The following is a 16,778-nucleotide window of genomic DNA, read 5'->3' on the forward strand; positions in this document are numbered from 1 at the left end:
GTTCACGCATTTTCCCGATGCCAGGCGACGTCCACCTTGCGTCAGGGAAGTACTTCCTGGAGACATGCGCCATGGCCATGCAGGCCCGTGAAATTGAAGAAATGATCCGCAAGGCGCTGCCGGACGCCATCGTTCGCATCCAGGATCTGGCCGGAGACGGCGACCATTACGCCGCCACGGTGATTTCGGAGGCGTTTCGCGGCAAGAGCCGCGTCGCCCAGCACCAGATGGTCTACGCCGCCTTGCAGGGCAACATGGGCGGCGTGCTGCACGCTTTGGCCCTGACCACGGTGACGCCGACGCAGGACTGAGGCGACGTCTTCTTTGCTGGTCAGGCATTCAGCGACGGGCCGGGGGCAACCCTGGCCCTTTTTGTATCTGCGCGAACCTGCAACCAGACCGTCATGAGCGGCCGGGCTTCACCATTGCGCAGCCAGACAAAACAATAGCCGCCCGAAGGCGGCCAGAAGATCGAACCCTCATCTCAATGAGCGCCCCAGCCAGTCAGCCGGCTGCCAGGCGCGCCCAGACGATCAGGCCAGTGACCATCACAGCCCAACCGATGGGCGTCGCGAACATGATCGAACCGATTGATTTCACTGCGGTCATTTGCCTGCCCCCAAAGTCCTCTGGAGCAACCCCGCTCCATGGCTATTGTTTTAGCCAGCCGCGTTCGCCCCGTAGGTGCTCCACAGCACATGCGCGCGGCCCCGGCCGGGCGCAAAATCCGGCGGGCTGCGTTTCCGGCCGGCGGCGCGACAAATCCTCCCGCAGTCGCTTGCGTTTATGTCTTGCGTCGCACACATGAGGGTGGAGCTTGCGGGGACGTCACAGGCGGGCAAAAACGCCCTATAGTGCGCCCGGCAAATGGATCCGTTCGGCGCCGTTCATCGCGGTTTGACGGGCGGGGTGAGAGCTATTACGGCGGCGTCGGGCGCGCAGAGCGTTGTGACGCAAGGCTTTGCGACAACAGGAACACGACATGACCGACATCAACGCCCAGATCGACAACACCGTGAAGTCCAACGACGTCGTGCTGTTCATGAAAGGCACGCCGGACTTCCCGCAGTGCGGCTTCTCTGGCCAGGTCGCCCAGATCCTCGGCTACCTCGGCGTGACCTACAAGGGCGTCAACGTGCTCGCCGACGACGCGGTGCGCGAGGGCATCAAGGTTTACAGCAACTGGCCGACCATCCCGCAGCTCTACGTCAAGGGCGAGTTCATCGGCGGCTGCGACATCGTCCGCGAGATGTTCCAGGCCGGCGAGTTGCAGGAGCTGTTCAACGGCAAGGGCATCGCGGTGAAGCAGGAGGCCTGAGGCCTAGCTGGCGCGAACAGGCTTACCGCTGCAAAGCCGCCGACACGATGCATACTGAATGTGACGCCCGCGCCCCAGCGCGGGCGTTTTGCTTTATGCGCCGCATCCGCAAGACGCGGCCGGCGTCTCAGAAGCTGAAGACATCGCCAGGCTTCGCCGCCACAAAGCGGTCAGCGTCGATGCCCTCGCGCCGCAGCGCCGCCTCCAGCGCCTCGCGCGGCCGCTCGCGCCCCTCGTCCGTGAGCTGGAACGTGCCCCAATGCATGCCCAGCGCCCGCCCTACTCCGATGTCCCGAAATACCTGCACGGCCTCATCCGGGTTCACATGCTGCGGGGCCATGAACCAGCGCGGCTCATAGGCGCCAATCGGGATCAGCGCCACGTCAGGCGCGCCAAACGCCGCGCGAATGTCGCGAAAAACGCCGCCGTCGCCATAACCGGTATCGCCGGCAAACCAGACGCGCCCCGCCGGCGTCTCAATCATGAAGCCGCTCCACAGCGCCATGCGCGTATCGCGCAACGCCCGCCGCGACCAGTGATTGGCCGGCGTGAAACGGACCGCCACGCCGCGCGGCAGCTCCACCACATCGCCCCAGTCGCCAGTCAAAATCCGGGCGCCGGGCGCGACCTTCAGCAACAGGCGCTCATTGCCAACAGGCGTCACAAACACCGGCTGGCATCGCTTCTGCAGGCGACGCAGGGTCTGCGCGTCGAAATGGTCGTAGTGGTTGTGGCTGAGGAGCACGGCGTCGATGCGCGGCAGATCGGCGAAGCGAACCGCCGGCGCGGTGACGCGCCTTGGACCAAGCAACGACAGCGGCCCCGCCCGCGCGCCCCACACCGGATCGGTGAGAATGTTACAGCCGCCCGCCTGGATCAGCAGCGTGGCGTGACCAACCATGGTGATGCTGACGCCATCCGCATCTGCCTCAGGCGTAACCTGGGTCACGGCGATCTGGCGCGGCCATTGCTCCCGCTGTCCGGACCGCCACCAGCGCCACAGATCGGCAATCTTCCTGTCCGTTGGCGGATGCCGCGGATTCGAGAACCGCCGGCCGTCGAAGTGGTCTGTGATGGGGCCATGATGGTAGCTTTTTGGCATCCGCTTCTGTCCCTGCCCCCGAGCGGCAGCGGTGAAAGCAACTGCCGTCAGCCTCGCATCCGACAGCGAAGCATCTTTTCTACGCCAATCTGCAACTATTCAGTTGCGAAATCGCCATGGATACAAAAAACCAAGCATAAGAATCTTATTTTCGAAGCAGGACGTCAAAGAAAGACGCCTGTGACCGGCCGACGCCATCCGCACGCGCCCCTCACCCCCCAACCGCTCCCTTGATGAGCGCCTTCGCATCCTCCGAATGCCACTCCGCCGCGCCATCCAGGGCGCCGACGAGGCAGCCGTCGCGGTTGATCAGCAGCGTCACCGGCAGGCCGGAGGCGCGGCCGGCGCCGCGCAGGGCCTGGAAAATCTTGCCGGGCGTATCGGCGTAATAGGCCAGGTGGTCGATCTTGTTGTCCTTCAGCCATTCGCGCGGCTTGCCGGCGTCGCGGCTGTCCATGTTGATGGCCAGCACCTCGAAGTCCTTGCCGCCCTTCGCCCCTTGCAGGGCGTTGAGGGCCGGCATCTCCAGCTTGCAGGGCGCGCACCAGGTGGCCCACAGGTTCAGCAGCGTCACCTTGCCCCTGAAGTCGGCCATGGTCTTCGGCGCGCCGGCCGCGTCCACGAATGTGAATTCCGGCAGCCGCTCCGGCCGTGACAGAATGCGCATGCCGGCCATGTCGCCCTTTGCGAGGCCGGCGAGCGGCGCCATGTCCTGGGCCGGGCATTGTCCGCCCGGGCCACCAGAAACATTGCGATCTTGCGCAAGCCAATATACCCCTGCGCCCAGGAGCGCGACGGCGAGAACGGCGACAGCCGCGATACGCGGGGCGCGCGATTTGTTATCTGACACGTTCATGAATCCAGGATCGGGCGGACAATGAGCAACAAGATGTGGGGCGGCCGGTTCTCTTCAGCGCCAGCCGCTATCATGGAAGAGATCAACGCCTCGATCGAGTTCGACAAGAGGCTTGGCCCCCAGGACGTGCGCGGCTCGTTGGCGCATGTGGCCATGCTGGCCGAGGCCGGCATCGTCGAAAAGCCTGACGCCGCAAAGATCGCCGAGGGCCTGCGCCAGATCGCCGGCGAAATCGAAAACGGCGAATTCCAGTTCTCCCGCGCGCTGGAAGACATCCACATGAATGTGGAGTCGCGCCTCGCCGACCTCATCGGCCCCACCGCCGGCCGCCTGCACACCGCCCGCTCGCGCAACGACCAGGTCGCCACCGACATGCGCCTGTGGGTGCGCGACGCGGTTGATGATCTGGATGGCCAGCTCGCCGCCCTGCAGCACGCCCTGGCCACCCGGGCGCTGGAGTTCGCCGGCGCGGTGATGCCCGGCTTCACCCATCTGCAATCGGCCCAGCCAGTCACCTTCGGCCACCATCTGCTGGCCTATGTGGAGATGTTCGGGCGCGACCGCAGCCGCTTCATCGACGCCCGCCGCCGCATGAACGAATGCCCGCTGGGCGCGGCGGCGCTGGCCGGCACCTCCTTCCCCATCGACCGGCACCAGACGGCGGCGGCGCTCGATTTCGACCGCCCCACCGCCAATTCGCTGGATTCGGTGTCCGATCGCGATTTCGTGCTGGAGACCCTGTCGGGCGCCGCCATCTGCGCCGTGCACCTGTCGCGCTTCGCCGAGGAGATCGTGCTGTGGGCGACGCCGCAGTTCGGCTTCGTGCGCCTGTCGGACGCCTTCTCCACCGGCTCCTCGATCATGCCGCAAAAGCGCAATCCGGACGCGGCGGAGCTGGTGCGCGGCAAGGCCGGGCGCGTCATCGGCGCGCTCAATGGCCTGCTGATCGTCATGAAGGGCCTGCCGCTGACCTATTCCAAGGACATGCAGGAAGACAAGGAAGGCGCCTTCGACGCCATCCAGACCCTCTCCCTGTGTCTCGCGGCCATGACCGGGATGGTGCAGGACCTGACGCCGAACCTGCCGGCCATGCGCAAGGCCGCCGGCAGCGGCTACGCCACCGCCACCGATCTGGCCGACTGGCTGGTGCGGGTGCTTGGCCTGCCGTTCCGCGAGGCGCACCACGTCACCGGCCGCATCGTCGGCCTCGCCTCCGAACGAGGCGTGGGGCTGGAGAAGCTGTCGCTGGAAGAGATGCAGTCGGTTGAGGCGCGCATCACCCAGGAGATTTTCACCGTGCTGGGCGTGGAGAAATCCGTGCGCAGCCGCGTCAGCTTCGGCGGCACGGCGCCGGCCAACGTGCGCCGCGAGGCGCGCCGCTGGCTGCGCAAGCTGGAGCGCAATGACAGGGCCGGGGCCTGAGCGCGGCGCCGCGCCCACGCGGCGGCCCTGCTTCCCGGGCCGCCGTTTTCGCAAACGCAAGGTTTCATGGCATAGAGCATGCTCCGGTCAATCTGGACCGGAAGGCGGCTCTGGACCGAGCCGCCATCAGTCAACACCTGTGGGGACCCAGCCCTTGGCTCGCAATACGGCAATCCCTGGCCTGTCGGCCTCCGGCGCGACGCGCTCCGCCCTCATCGTCCTGGCGCTCGGCCTGGCGCTGGCCGGCTGTGGCCGTCGCGGCGCGCTCGAAGCGCCGCCCAACGCCGCCGCGCAGCAGGCCCAGGCCGGCGACAGCCAGCGCACCGGCGCGGTGGTTGGCGGCGATGAGGACGACGACAGCAATGATTCAGTCGTGACCTCGCCGATTCCCGGCGGCCAGAAGAAACGTCCCAAGGGGATCACCATTCCCAAGCGGCCATTCATTCTCGATCCGCTGCTCTGACGCCGGCCGCCCGCGCCGCGACGTCAACCCGTTGAACGGACGCGGCTCCGGCCGGAACCGCGCCGCGCGCCGGATGTCCCGGGAGCCGGCGCTCCCCCTCCGGCCGGCCATGATCTGACGTCGCGGATCTGATGCCGCCAGAAATTCGCGTCGCCAGCAATCCGCGCCGCCTGGAACCTGTCACCGTCTGGACCTGTCATGCGTCACTTTGAATATCGCGATGGCGTGCTGCACGCCGAGGACGTCGATCTCCGCCATGTGGCCCAGGATGTCGGCACGCCGTTCTACTGCTACGCCTCCGCCACCATCGAGCGGCACTATCGCGTTTTCGCCGAGGCGTTCAGCGACGGGCCGGCGCTGGTCTGCTACGCGGTCAAGGCCAATTCCAACCAGGCGGTGCTGAAGACCCTGGCGCGTCTTGGCGCCGGCGTCGACATTGTCTCCGGCGGCGAGCTGCGGCGCGCCCTGGCGGCGGGCATTCCAGGCGAGCGCATTGTCTTTTCCGGCGTCGGCAAGACCCGGGCTGAAATGGCCATGGCGCTGGAAGCCGGCATCCTCTGCTTTAACGTCGAGTCCGAGCCGGAGCTGCAGACCCTGTCTGAAGTCGCGGTGAGCATGGGCCGCAAGGCGCCGGTGTCGATCCGCGTCAATCCGGACGTGGACGCGAAGACCCACGCCAAGATTTCCACCGGCAAGTTCGACAACAAGTTCGGCATTCCGATTTCGCTGGCGCGCGCGGTTTATGCCCGCGCCGCCGGGCTGCCTGGCGTGACGATCCGCGGCGTCGACATGCACATCGGCAGCCAGATCACCGATCTCACCCCCTTCGCCAACGCCGCGAAGCTGATCGCCGGCCTTGCCCGCGACCTGCTGGCCGACGGCCACCAGCTGCATCATGTCGATCTCGGCGGCGGTCTCGGCGTTCCCTACCGCACCGACAACGAACCGCCGCCCCTGCCCTCCGAATACGCCCGCATCATCCGCGAGGAAACGCGCGATCTCGGCCTCACCCTGGTGTTCGAGCCGGGCCGCCTCATCGTCGGCAACGCCGGCGTGCTGGTGACCGAGGTGCTCTACGTCAAGCATGGCGAGGGCAAGACCTTCGTCATCGTTGACGCGGCGATGAACGACCTGATCCGCCCGACCCTGTACGAGGCGTATCACGACATCGTTCCGGTGGTCGCGAGCCCGGCGGATGCGCCGCACATGGTGGCGGATATTGTCGGCCCGGTGTGCGAAACCGGCGACTACCTCGCCCTGGCCCGGTCGCTGCCGCAGCTGAAGGCCGGCGACCTGCTGGCGGTGATGACCGCCGGCGCCTATGGCGCGGTGCAGTCCTCCACCTACAACACCCGGCCGCTGGTGCCCGAGGTGCTGGCGAAGGGCGACGCCTGGGCCGTGGTGCGGCCGCGCGTCACCGTCGACGAGATCATCGCCATGGATCGCCTGCCGGCCTGGCTGGAATAATCCGGGCGGGCGCGCATGATGCGGACATTGCAACAATCGCTTCCGTCGCCGATTGTTGCGCTGCCGCCAGCGGTCATGGCCCCGCCCTGTTCATCGCCGACAGTGGGGTTCTGATCCGGACCAGACAGAGCGCGACGCCAGCCGTCGCGCGGAGACATGGATGACAGCAACGCCGCCATCCGGGCCGCGCGCTGACGCGCCCGGCGCGACAGCCACGTCCAGACGCAGCGACCTGCGGCTGAAGCGCCTGACGCGCCTCGCCCAGGCGGCGCTGTTCTGGGAGCGGCTGTGGCCGGCGTTGTGGCCGCTTGCCGGCGTCGTCCTGCTGTATCTCGCCGCCACTCTCGCCGGCCTGTGGACGGCCGCGCCGCCGGCCCTCGCCCATGTCCTGCGCTCTGGCTTTGCCATCGCCGCCGTCGCGGCCCTGTGGCCGCTGACCCGCCTGCGCTGGCCCGGGCGTGACGAAGCCCTGGCGCGCCTCGACCGGTCGGCGCGCGATGCATCCGGCGCGAGCCTGGCGTCCGCCCGCATCGCCTCGGCCTATGCCGACTCCCAGGCCACGGGCCTCGCCGATCCCACGTCCCAGGCGTTGTGGCGTCGCCACCAGGCCATGCTGGAGCGGCGGCTGGCCGCCTTGCGCCTGCCTACCCCGACGGTGCGCATGGCAGACCATGACCGGCGGGCCCTGCGCGCCATTCCGGTGCTCGCCCTGGTCACCGCCGCCTTTGTCGCCGGGCCGGACTGGCGCGGACGCCTGGCCTCCGGCTTCGCCTGGAACTGGAGCCTCGACCTGGCGGCGGAGAACGCGCGCCGGCTCGACGGCTGGATCGACCCGCCGCGTTACACCCGCCGCCCGCCGGTCATGCTCGATCTGGCTTCCGACGCCCCGCAAGCCGGGCCGGTGCGGGTTCCCGTCAACAGCATTCTTGTGGTGCAGGCCGCGGGCGGCGACGGTCTCACGGTCAACGCCGGCTCCGGCCTCGCGCCAGTGGCCAGCGACGCGGGCGATGCGCCGCCGGCCGGGCTGCAGCGCGTGCGCTACAGGATCACCGGCGACGGCGAAGCCGCCATTCGCGCCGGCGGCGGCGCGCATGTGGTCCGCTTCCAGGCCATTCCGGACCAGCCGCCGAAGGTGGCGCTCAAGGGCATACCCGCCGGCGGCGCCCGCGGCTCGCTCACCCTCACCTATACGGCGACGGACGATTACGGCCTCGCCTCCGGCCACGCCGAGGTGAAGCGCGCCGGCGGCGGCGAAGGCCGCAGTCTGGCGGCGCCGCCGGACATCCCCCTCAACCTGCCGGCCAACCCGGGCGATGGCGCGGAATTGCGCACGGTGGCGGAGCTGGCCTCTCACCCCTGGGCCGGCGCCAGTGTGTCCCTGACCCTGGTGGTGAAGGACGACGCAGGCCAGGAGGGGCGCAGCGAGACGGTGACGCTCACCCTGCCGGAGCGCACCTTCGCCGATCCGCTGGCGCGCGCGCTGGTCGAGCAGCGGCGCGACCTGATTCTCACCCCCGATGTCCGCAAGCGCGTGCAGACGGCGCTGGACGCGCTGCTGATCGCGCCGGAGCTGTTCACGCCGCGATCGGGCATCTATCTCGGCCTGCGCCAGGTGGCGGAGCAGCTGCGCCACGCCGATGGCGACCCGGCCCTGATCGATGTGGCCGAACAGCTCTGGCAGCTGGCGCTGGTGATCGAGGATGGCGACCTGTCGGACGCGGAGAAGCAGCTCCGCCAGGCCCAGCAGGCGCTGCGCGACGCCATCGAGCGCGGCGCCGGCGAGGACGAGATCCGCCGCCTGTCGCAGGAATTACGCCGGGCCATGGACCGCTATGTGGCCGAGATGGGCCGGCAGGCGCGGTCGCGGCCGCAGCAGCAAGGCGACCCCAACGCCCAGACCATCACCCAGGACGACCTGCAGAAGCTGCTCGACCGGATCGAGGAACTGACCCGCCTGGGACAGCGGGAGGAAGCCGCGCGCCTGCTCGACCGTCTGCGGCAACTCATGGAGAACTTGCGCACCGCCAGCCCATCCCAGGGCGGCGGCCAGGGGGGGCAGCAGGGCGGCGATCAGGGCGCCCAGGGCGAAGCCGGACGCCGGCTCGGCAAGGCGCTTGGCGATCTCGATGAATTGATGCGCGAACAGCAGGCGCTGCGTGACGAAACCTTCCGCCAGGGCCAGCAGGAGCAAGACGGCGAGGGACAGGACGGCGAGGGACAGGACGGCCCCGGTGAAGACGGGCGCCAGGGCCAGCCGGGCGGACGCGATGGAACGGGACGGGGCGAGCGCCCAAATCAGGGCCAACAGGGCCAGAATGGCGCGGGTCGCGGCGCGCAGCCGGGCGCCAGGCCCAATGCCGATGCCAACGCCAGCCCCGGCGACCTGCGCCAGCGCCAGGAGGCCCTGCGCCGCAAGCTTGATGAGCTTCAGCAGCAGCTGAAGCGCGATGGCGCGGAAACCGGCAAGGGCTTTGGCGACGCCGATCGTGAAATGCGCGGCGCCGGCGAGGCGCTGGAGCGCGAGAGCCCCGGCGAAGCGGTTGATTCCCAGGGCCGCGCCCTGGACCAGATGCGCCGCGGCGCCCAGGACCTGGCCCGGCAGATGGCGGAGGCGGACGGCAAGGGACGCGGACAGGGCGAAGACAGCGACGGCGCGCAGCCGGGCGCGCGCGGCGCCAATGGCGGCGCGGCGGAAACGGACCCGCTGGGGCGCCCGCTACGCGGCCAGGATCGCGGCGCCGGGCAGATGGAGAGCGGCGAGCCAGGCGAAGCCGCCGGCGCCCGGGCGCGGCGCATTCTCGACGAACTGCGGCGGCGGCTCGGCGACAGCGAACGCTCACGGGAAGAGCTGGACTATCTGGAGAGATTGCTCGGTCCCCGCTAATACGGCGGCGGACGGGGCCAGCCAGAACGGGGGCCAGCCAGGACGGGCGCCCAGACAAGGCGAACATCGGTCAAAACGGGCTGGCCAGAACGGCGCGTCATCACAGGCGTGATGGCAGGCGATCTGGAGCGCGATCCGGCGCCGGAATAGCGGCAAGGTCAATTACCAGGCGAAACTCCATGTCGGTGCGACAGGGTTTTGCCTGATGTCAGGCGGGAGAAGAGGAATGGACGCGTCAAACTGGCTGGTCGGCGTCGCCGTGGCGGCGGTCGCGCTGGTGCTGGCCATGGGCCTCTATAACATGATGCGCGGCGGCAGCCCGGAGCGGTCCCAGAAACTGATGCGCATGCGCGTGCTGCTGCAGTTCGTCGCCATCCTCATCGCCATGGGCGTGCTGTGGTGGCGGGCGCTCTGAACCGACGGGCTGGCGACCTCCTGCAAGGTGGGCGCCGTTTCGTCTCTTCGCATCCTGGCGGCCGGACATGGTCGCCCCCAACCGGATCAAACTGGACAGGACGATCATGGTCGCGCTGAACCGCATCTACACCCGCACCGGCGACAAGGGCTCCACCGGCCTGGTCACCGGCGAGCGCCGTCCCAAGCATGACCTGCGCATCGAGGCCTATGGCACGGTGGACGAAACCAACGCCACCGTCGGCGTGGCGCGGCTTTCGACCGCAACGCTGGAGGGGCCGGTCGACGCCATGCTGGCCCGCATCCAGAACGATCTGTTCGACCTGGGCGCCGATCTGGCCACGCCGGAAACCGGCAAGCCTATGAAATACGAGCCGCTGCGCATCGCCGATTCCCAGGTGACGCGGCTGGAGAACGAGATCGACCAGTTGAACGCCGACCTGTCGCCCCTGCGTTCTTTCGTCCTGCCTGGCGGCTCACCCGCCGCCGCCGCCCTGCACGTGTCGCGCACGGTTTGCCGCCGCGCCGAACGTCTGGTTGTGGCCCTCGACGCCCGCGAGGACGAGATCGTCTCGCCGGCGGCCATCAAATATCTCAACCGTCTGTCGGACTTCTTTTTCGTCGCCGCCCGCTGGCTCAATGACCGGGGCGCGGCCGACGTGCTCTGGACTCCAGGCCAAAACCGCTGACATTCGACCATTTGCCGAAACCGGCGCCGGAAGGCGGCGCTGCGCGTCCGGCGGACCTGCGGCGCGCCCGAAAAAGCCGGTGAAACTGGTGTGGCGCCGACGCTTCGGAGCGGACATGGCAATCTGGAGCGTTTCCAGGCTTCGCGCCTGAGCGCCTGTTCCGGCAGGCAATGCGGCCAGGAGCGTCGAAAGGCGCGCGAAAAGGGCTGCATGGATACGTTGACAACAGACGGCGGCGCCGCCAGGTTCCGCCCCCATCGGGAGACGACTGTCGGGAATGCGCGCACGCGCGGGGACTGGCCGCTCTCCTGCCCCGTTCGTGCTTGAAGGGAAGCCGGTATGAAGATTCTCGTGCCCGTCAAGCGGGTCGTCGACTACAACGTCAAGATCCGCGTCAAACAGGACGGCTCCGGCGTGGAACTCGCCAACGTCAAGATGTCGATGAACCCCTTCGACGAGATCGCCGTCGAAGAGGCGATCCGCCTGAAGGAAAAGGGCGTCGCCACCGAGATCGTCGTTGTCTCCATCGGCCCCCAGCAGGCCAGCGAGACCATCCGCACCGCGCTCGCCATGGGCGCTGACCGCGGCGTTCTGGTGAAGACCGACGCCAACGTCGAGCCGCTCGGCGTCGCCAAGCTGCTGAAGAAGGTGATCGAGACCGAAAACCCGGGCCTCGTCATCCTCGGCAAGCAGGCCATCGACGACGACAGCAACCAGACCGGCCAGATGCTCGCCGCTTTGCTCGGCTGGGCCCAGGGCACCTTCGCCTCGAAGATCGAAGTCGCTGGCGAACAGCTCTCGGTCACCCGCGAGATCGACGGCGGCCTGCAGACCGTTGAGCTGAAGCTGCCGGCCATCGTGACGACCGACCTGCGTCTGAACGAGCCGCGCTACGCGTCGCTGCCGAACATCATGAAGGCGAAGAAGAAGCCGCTGGACGAAACCTCTCCGGAGACGCTCGGCGTCGACGTGGCTCCGCGCCTGAAGGTTCTCTCGACCGTCGAGCCGCCGAAGCGTTCGGCTGGCGTCAAGGTCGCCTCGGTTGAGGAACTCGTGTCGAAACTCAAGAACGAAGCTGGAGTTCTCTGATATGACCACCCTGCTTCTGGCTGAACACAACAACTCCGCCCTCAACGACGCCACCGCCAAGGCCGTGGCCGCCGCGAAGGGCCTCGGCGGCCCGGTGCATGTGCTGGTCGCCGGTTCGGGCGCCCGCGCCGTGGCCGAGCAGGCCGCAAAGCTGGCTGGCGTCGACAAGGTGCTGGTGGCCGACAACGCCGCTTACGCCAACGCCCTGGCCGAGCCGGTCGCCGCGCTGGTGGTGTCGCTGGCTGGCGCCTATGACGCGATCGTCGCTCCGGCCACCGCCAACGGCAAGAACATCCTGCCGCGCGTCGCCGCCCAGCTCGACGTCATGCAGATTTCGGAAGTGACCAAGGTCATCTCCGCCGACACCTTCGAGCGTCCGATCTACGCCGGCAACGCCATCCAGACCGTGCAGTCGACCGACGGCAAGAAGGTCATCACCGTCCGCACCGCCGCCTTCCAGAGCGGTGGCGAGGGTGGTTCGGCCGCCATCGAAAACGTCGCCGCCGCCGCTGATCCGGCCGTGTCGTCGTTCAAGGGCGAAGAGCTGTCGAAGTCCGACCGTCCGGAGCTGGCCTCGGCCAAGATCATCGTCTCCGGTGGTCGCGCGCTCGGTTCGGCCGAGAACTTCACCAAGTACATCGAGCCGGTCGCTGACGCGCTCGGCGCCGCCATGGGCGCCTCGCGCGCCGCTGTCGACGCCGGCTACGCGCCGAACGACCTGCAGGTCGGACAGACCGGCAAGGTCGTCGCCCCGCAGCTCTACATCGCCGTTGGCATCTCGGGCGCCATCCAGCATCTCGCTGGCATGAAGGACAGCCGCGTGATCGTCGCCATCAACAAGGACGAAGAAGCCCCGATCTTCCAGGTGGCGGATTACGGCCTCGTCGGCGACCTGTTCACCCTGCTGCCGGAACTGCAGGCGGCGCTCGGCAAGTAAGCCGGCGAACAGGCCCGCCGGGTTTGCGCGCATGAATTCCTGGGGCGGCGCAGCGATGCGCCGCCCTTTTTCATGGCCGACCAGAGCGCTTTCCGATCAGCTGGAATCGCCGGGCCGACCAGATTCCGTCCAAAAGAAAAGGTTCCAGCCGGCGGATCGCCGCTGGAGCCGCCCGGATTGTTGCATCAAGGCATTGCGACAATTTGCCTGGGGCATCCGGCGGCGACGCCCGCCGCGCCAGCGCCCTGCTCTCTGGGCCGACGCAGACCGCAATTACTGCAACACGTTGATATCACAGCATTTATCATGCATAATCGGATCTTCGGGGCGCATCCTGCCCCCCGCCGCGCGCCGCCATTGCAGGGCAACGGTTAGACCCTGTCCAAAGCAGGGCAACATCGCTAAAGTACGCGCCGGGTTCTGGCGACTGCGGCGCGCCGGGCCGCCAGGGCAGGGTCCGTCAGGCTGAACCGGATTTCTGCTCTATCTTTTTGCATTGACGCAGTTTCTTCGCGCGAGGTGGCGTCCACCGGACCAGAGAAACGCTCAACGGCGCCCTCGCGGCCGCACGCACGATTCACTCTCAGGTGGCAAAGACATGGCGATCGCAATCAGGAAAGTTGGCATCATTGGCGCGGGTCAGATGGGCAACGGCATCGCCCATGTATGCGCGGCCTCCGGTTTCGACGTCCGGCTGAATGATCTGAGCGAGGAGCGGCTCAATTCGGCCCTCGCCACCATCAATGGCAACCTCGCCCGTCAGGTGGCGCGCGGCCAGCTTGATGAGGCTGATCGCCAGGCCTCGATCGCCCGCATCACCCCGGCGCTCACCTTCAGCGACCTGTCGGAATGCGACCTGGTCATTGAGGCGGCGACGGAACACGAGGAAACCAAGCGCAAGATTTTCAGCGACGTTTGCCCGGTGCTGCGTCCCGACGCCCTGCTTGCCTCCAACACGTCGTCGATTTCGATCACCCGCCTCGCCGCCTCCACCGACCGGCCCGAGCGCTTCATCGGCATGCACTTCATGAACCCGGTGCCGATGATGCAGCTGGTCGAGCTGATCCGCGGCATCGCCACCGAAGACACGACCTTTGAGCAGGCCAAGGATTTTATCCGCGCCCTCAACAAGACCATCACCATCGCCGAGGATTTCCCGGCCTTCATCGTCAACCGCATCCTGTTGCCGATGGTGAACGAGGCGATCTACACGCTGTACGAGGGCGTCGGCTCGGTCGATTCGATCGACACCGCCATGCGGCTGGGCGCCAACCATCCGATGGGCCCGCTGCAACTCGCCGATTTCATCGGCCTCGATGTCTGCCTCTCGGTGATGCAGGTGCTGCACGAGGGCCTGGCCGATTCGAAATACCGCCCCTGCCCGCTGCTGGTGAAATATGTCGAGGCCGGCTGGCTGGGCCGCAAAACCCAGCGCGGCTTCTATGACTATCGTGGCGAAAAGCCGCTGCCGACGCGCTGAGTCCACCAGCGCGATCTACCAGCGCAATGTTGCCAGCCTGATGCCCGGCCCCCGCCCTCGCGGGGGCTTTTGTCATCGTGACGCTGCAACGCTTCACAAACCGCCGTCGCCGCGTGTAGGCTACGCCCGGCCTTGCGGTCCGCCATGGGTTGCCGCGCCCGTCTGGCGCGAACTGGTGTGGATTCGCAAGTCTGCTGCTCCGCGCCCCGCACGCCGGCGCGCCGCCCGCATCCGGCATCATGCGATTGTCGTGGAACAGCGTCATCCTGCAGCGAAGGGTCGAGGGAATCACCTGTCGCTGGCTGGCGTCCCGCGTTTTTGGGACAGCAGCCGGACGCAGGCTCCCAGGCGCTCCACGTCGGGCGGAGCGCGCGGCCGGTTGATGTGGCCCTCGGGCTGTTGACGCGTTTTCCTGTTAACGGCTCCGCACCCGCATGCCGGTCATCGTGACGGCGGAACAGCGCCTGCTGGCGATGGCGGGCGCGGCGACGACGTGACGGTCAGGGCCCGTCTGGACCGAGAACGGGTCGCCACCCGGAGCCTGATGCCGACTGGCGCCTGCTCTCCTGCGGGAGATCGCGTCAGTGACATTTCACATGCGAGTCCGGACACCGTTTCGCGCCAACCCAGGCCGCAGCCCGGAGAACTGCCCGGCGCTGGTGTTGAACGCGGACTTCAAGCCGCTCAGCTACTATCCCCTGTCGCTGTGGTCGTGGCAGGACGCCATCCGGGCAGTGTTTCTCGACCGGGTCAACATCATCTCGACCTATGACGTCGTCGCCCGCAGCCCGGGCTTCGAGATGCAGCTGCCCTCCGTGGTGTCGCTGAAAAGCTATGTGCGGCCAAGCCGCGAGCCGGCGTTCACCCGCTTCAACGTGTTCCTGCGCGACCGCTTCACCTGCCAGTATTGCGGCGCGCGCTCGGACCTGACCTTCGATCACCTGATCCCGCGCTCGCGCGGCGGCCAGACCACCTGGGACAATGTCGTCACCGCCTGCGCCCCGTGCAACCTGCGCAAGGCCGACCACATGCCCAGGGACATCGGCATGATTCCGGCCCGGGCGCCGGCGCGGCCGGGCGTCTTCGACCTGCACGAGGCTGGCCGCAACTTCCCGCCCAACTATTTGCACGAAAGCTGGCTGGACTATCTCTATTGGGACACGGAGCTGGAGCCGTGATGGCGGCGGGGCCAGGGCTCCATCCGCCTTGATTGCAAATTTGCAATTCAGCGCATGCGACGGTGTATCTGGATTTGCGCGGCGGGACACATCAGCTTGTGGCCACGCAATCACCACAGCCGGCCGCGCCGGAGAAGGAGGGCGCCATGCAGCTCACTGGCATCCACCACGTCACCGCCATCACCGCAAAGGCGCGCGACAACCATCATTTCTACACCCGCACGCTGGGCATGCGCCTCGTCAAGCGCACGGTGAACCAGGACGACGTCAGCGCCTGGCACCTGTTTTACGCCGACGGCGAAGCCGCGCCAGGCACCGATCTCACCTTTTTCGACTGGCCGGCCGCGCCTGAACAGCGCGGCGCCGACAGCGTCATCCGCACGGGCCTGCGCGTCGCCGGCGCCGATACCCTGGCCTGGTGGAAGCAGCGGTTCGCTGATCTCGGCGTCAGCCATGGCGAGATCATCACCCGCGACGGCCGCCTGACGCTCGACTTCCAGGACGCGGAGGGGCAGCGTCTGGCGCTCATTGATGACGGCGGTGAAGGAGAGGCCCACGTCTGGGACCGCAGCTCCGTGCCGGCAGAGCGGCAGATTCGCGGCCTCGGCCCCATCACCCTGGCGGTGCGCGACGTCGCCATGCTGGAGATGGTGCTGGAGCGGGTGATGAACATGCGCTTCGCCCGCGATTACGCCGACGCCGTCAACGGCGCGGTGCGGGTCTGGACCATGGGCGAAGGCGGCGCCGGCGCCGAGGTGCATGTGGTCGACGCCTCTGGCCAGCCCCGGGCGCGGCAGGGCGCGGGCGCCGTGCATCACGTCGCCTTCCGCACGCCGGACCCGGAGCAGTATCACGCCTGGGCGGCGCGGCTGAAGGATCTGCGCATTCCCAACAGCGGCGAGGTCGAGCGCTACTACTTCCAGAGCCTCTACTTCCGCGAGCCCAATGGCATCCTGTTCGAGATCGCCACGGACGGACCCGGTTTCGCGGTGGACGAACCCCTGGAAACCCTGGGTGAAAGCGTTTCGCTGCCACCGTTCCTCGAGCCGCGCCGGGCGGAGATCGAGGCCGGGCTGAAGCCGGTGGACTGACGCGGGAAGCCGGCGCATCCGGCACATGGGCTTCCTGACAGGGCGTCCAGGTCTTGCAGGTCGCGGGCCGCGGGTTTTGCCGGAAAAGCCCGAACCTGCTATAGGTAGCCTGCTCCACAAGGCATTGCGCCGCCGGTTGAATACTGGCGGCGCAATACTTATGTGGGCGCTTGAAAAGCATGCGCCATCTGCGGCGAACGCCGCGCTTCGGGTGCGATCGCCGGTTGTTGTCCGGCGAACGCAGCGCCCTCAGATAATGAAGCGCGCGCAATGACTTGAGGCGCATGCCATCGGCAGATGGCGCCATTTCCGGGACATGCGCCAGTTCTGGATTGCGACCATTACTGTGTGACGCAATCCGGGCCGCCCCCCACCCGGAGGGCGGATT

The 16,778-nt window shown here is 67.7% G+C and carries 15 protein-coding genes; 13 read left to right on the forward strand and 2 right to left on the reverse strand.

What is annotated here, in order from left to right:
* The first annotated feature begins 71 nt into the window (after positions 1-71).
* Both ACERNI_RS08265 and grxD read left to right on the forward strand, forming a co-directional pair.
* Positions 72-311: a BolA family protein gene (locus ACERNI_RS08265; protein WP_191319816.1), complete on the forward strand. Its 240-nt coding sequence runs from the start codon at positions 72-74 to the stop codon at positions 309-311.
* A 671-nt stretch (positions 312-982) separates the two neighbouring features.
* A complete protein-coding gene (gene grxD / locus ACERNI_RS08270; RefSeq protein ID WP_448832781.1) occupies positions 983-1,318 on the forward strand; it encodes a Grx4 family monothiol glutaredoxin in 336 nt (111 codons plus the stop codon).
* A gap of 127 nt (positions 1,319-1,445) precedes the next feature.
* Here grxD and ACERNI_RS08275 read toward each other — a convergent pair whose 3' ends face one another.
* Together ACERNI_RS08275 and tlpA are read right to left on the reverse strand one after the other, a co-directional pair.
* The gene (locus tag ACERNI_RS08275) at positions 1,446-2,420 is read right to left on the reverse strand and encodes an MBL fold metallo-hydrolase (RefSeq protein ID WP_448832782.1); all 975 of its coding nucleotides are present in this window, start codon (positions 2,418-2,420) and stop codon (positions 1,446-1,448) included.
* A gap of 211 nt (positions 2,421-2,631) precedes the next feature.
* Positions 2,632-3,276, reverse strand: a complete 645-nt coding sequence (gene tlpA / locus ACERNI_RS08280) for a thiol:disulfide interchange protein TlpA (protein ID WP_448832783.1) — start codon at positions 3,274-3,276, stop codon at positions 2,632-2,634.
* Between the two features lie 21 nt (positions 3,277-3,297).
* On the opposite strand from tlpA, the gene argH reads away from it, so the two are divergent.
* From argH to ACERNI_RS08335, 11 genes are all read left to right on the forward strand, one after another.
* The gene (argH, locus tag ACERNI_RS08285) at positions 3,298-4,698 is read left to right on the forward strand and encodes an argininosuccinate lyase (protein WP_448832784.1); all 1,401 of its coding nucleotides are present in this window, start codon (positions 3,298-3,300) and stop codon (positions 4,696-4,698) included.
* Between the two features lie 154 nt (positions 4,699-4,852).
* Positions 4,853-5,161, forward strand: a complete 309-nt coding sequence (gene lptM / locus ACERNI_RS08290) for an LPS translocon maturation chaperone LptM (protein WP_448832785.1) — start codon at positions 4,853-4,855, stop codon at positions 5,159-5,161.
* 198 nt (positions 5,162-5,359) lie between these two features.
* Positions 5,360-6,628 (forward strand): diaminopimelate decarboxylase, encoded by a 1,269-nt coding sequence (gene lysA, locus ACERNI_RS08295; RefSeq protein WP_448832786.1) that lies wholly within the window; start codon positions 5,360-5,362, stop codon positions 6,626-6,628.
* A gap of 160 nt (positions 6,629-6,788) precedes the next feature.
* Positions 6,789-9,512, forward strand: coding sequence for a TIGR02302 family protein (locus tag ACERNI_RS08300; protein ID WP_448832787.1), 2,724 nt, complete (start codon positions 6,789-6,791; stop codon positions 9,510-9,512).
* A gap of 226 nt (positions 9,513-9,738) precedes the next feature.
* Positions 9,739-9,927 carry a twin transmembrane helix small protein gene (locus tag ACERNI_RS08305; protein ID WP_448832788.1) on the forward strand — a complete coding sequence of 63 codons (189 nt, stop codon included), beginning with the start codon at positions 9,739-9,741 and terminating at the stop codon, positions 9,925-9,927.
* Between the two features lie 106 nt (positions 9,928-10,033).
* A complete protein-coding gene (locus ACERNI_RS08310; RefSeq protein ID WP_448832854.1) occupies positions 10,034-10,615 on the forward strand; it encodes a cob(I)yrinic acid a,c-diamide adenosyltransferase in 582 nt (193 codons plus the stop codon).
* Between the two features lie 339 nt (positions 10,616-10,954).
* A complete protein-coding gene (locus tag ACERNI_RS08315) occupies positions 10,955-11,704 on the forward strand; it encodes an electron transfer flavoprotein subunit beta/FixA family protein (RefSeq protein ID WP_448832789.1) in 750 nt (249 codons plus the stop codon).
* Between the two features lies 1 nt (position 11,705).
* Positions 11,706-12,641: an electron transfer flavoprotein subunit alpha/FixB family protein gene (locus ACERNI_RS08320; protein WP_448832790.1), complete on the forward strand. Its 936-nt coding sequence runs from the start codon at positions 11,706-11,708 to the stop codon at positions 12,639-12,641.
* 598 nt (positions 12,642-13,239) lie between these two features.
* Positions 13,240-14,121 (forward strand): 3-hydroxybutyryl-CoA dehydrogenase, encoded by an 882-nt coding sequence (locus ACERNI_RS08325; RefSeq protein ID WP_448832791.1) that lies wholly within the window; start codon positions 13,240-13,242, stop codon positions 14,119-14,121.
* 596 nt (positions 14,122-14,717) lie between these two features.
* On the forward strand, positions 14,718-15,299 hold the full coding sequence (locus tag ACERNI_RS08330) for an HNH endonuclease (RefSeq protein ID WP_448832792.1): 582 nt from the start codon (positions 14,718-14,720) through the stop codon (positions 15,297-15,299).
* 146 nt (positions 15,300-15,445) lie between these two features.
* Entirely contained in the window at positions 15,446-16,390 is a 945-nt protein-coding gene (locus tag ACERNI_RS08335) for a ring-cleaving dioxygenase (RefSeq protein WP_448832793.1), read from the forward strand.
* Positions 16,391-16,778: the final 388 nt, after the last annotated feature.

Source organism: Camelimonas sp. ID_303_24 (genome assembly GCF_053543495.1).

Bases quoted from the DNA above. Each gene is read 5' to 3' on its own strand.
- ACERNI_RS08265 (WP_191319816.1), top strand. From the start codon at position 72: ATGGCCATGCAGGCCCGTGAAATTGAAGAAATGATCCGCAAGGCGCTG.
- grxD (WP_448832781.1), top strand. From the start codon at position 983: ATGACCGACATCAACGCCCAGATCGACAACACCGTGAAGTCCAACGAC.
- ACERNI_RS08275 (WP_448832782.1), bottom strand. From the start codon at position 2,420: ATGCCAAAAAGCTACCATCATGGCCCCATCACAGACCACTTCGACGGC.
- tlpA (WP_448832783.1), bottom strand. From the start codon at position 3,276: ATGAACGTGTCAGATAACAAATCGCGCGCCCCGCGTATCGCGGCTGTC.
- argH (WP_448832784.1), top strand. From the start codon at position 3,298: ATGAGCAACAAGATGTGGGGCGGCCGGTTCTCTTCAGCGCCAGCCGCT.
- lysA (WP_448832786.1), top strand. From the start codon at position 5,360: ATGCGTCACTTTGAATATCGCGATGGCGTGCTGCACGCCGAGGACGTC.
- ACERNI_RS08300 (WP_448832787.1), top strand. From the start codon at position 6,789: ATGACAGCAACGCCGCCATCCGGGCCGCGCGCTGACGCGCCCGGCGCG.
- ACERNI_RS08305 (WP_448832788.1), top strand. From the start codon at position 9,739: ATGGACGCGTCAAACTGGCTGGTCGGCGTCGCCGTGGCGGCGGTCGCG.
- ACERNI_RS08310 (WP_448832854.1), top strand. From the start codon at position 10,034: ATGGTCGCGCTGAACCGCATCTACACCCGCACCGGCGACAAGGGCTCC.
- ACERNI_RS08315 (WP_448832789.1), top strand. From the start codon at position 10,955: ATGAAGATTCTCGTGCCCGTCAAGCGGGTCGTCGACTACAACGTCAAG.
- ACERNI_RS08320 (WP_448832790.1), top strand. From the start codon at position 11,706: ATGACCACCCTGCTTCTGGCTGAACACAACAACTCCGCCCTCAACGAC.
- ACERNI_RS08325 (WP_448832791.1), top strand. From the start codon at position 13,240: ATGGCGATCGCAATCAGGAAAGTTGGCATCATTGGCGCGGGTCAGATG.
- ACERNI_RS08330 (WP_448832792.1), top strand. From the start codon at position 14,718: ATGCGAGTCCGGACACCGTTTCGCGCCAACCCAGGCCGCAGCCCGGAG.
- ACERNI_RS08335 (WP_448832793.1), top strand. From the start codon at position 15,446: ATGCAGCTCACTGGCATCCACCACGTCACCGCCATCACCGCAAAGGCG.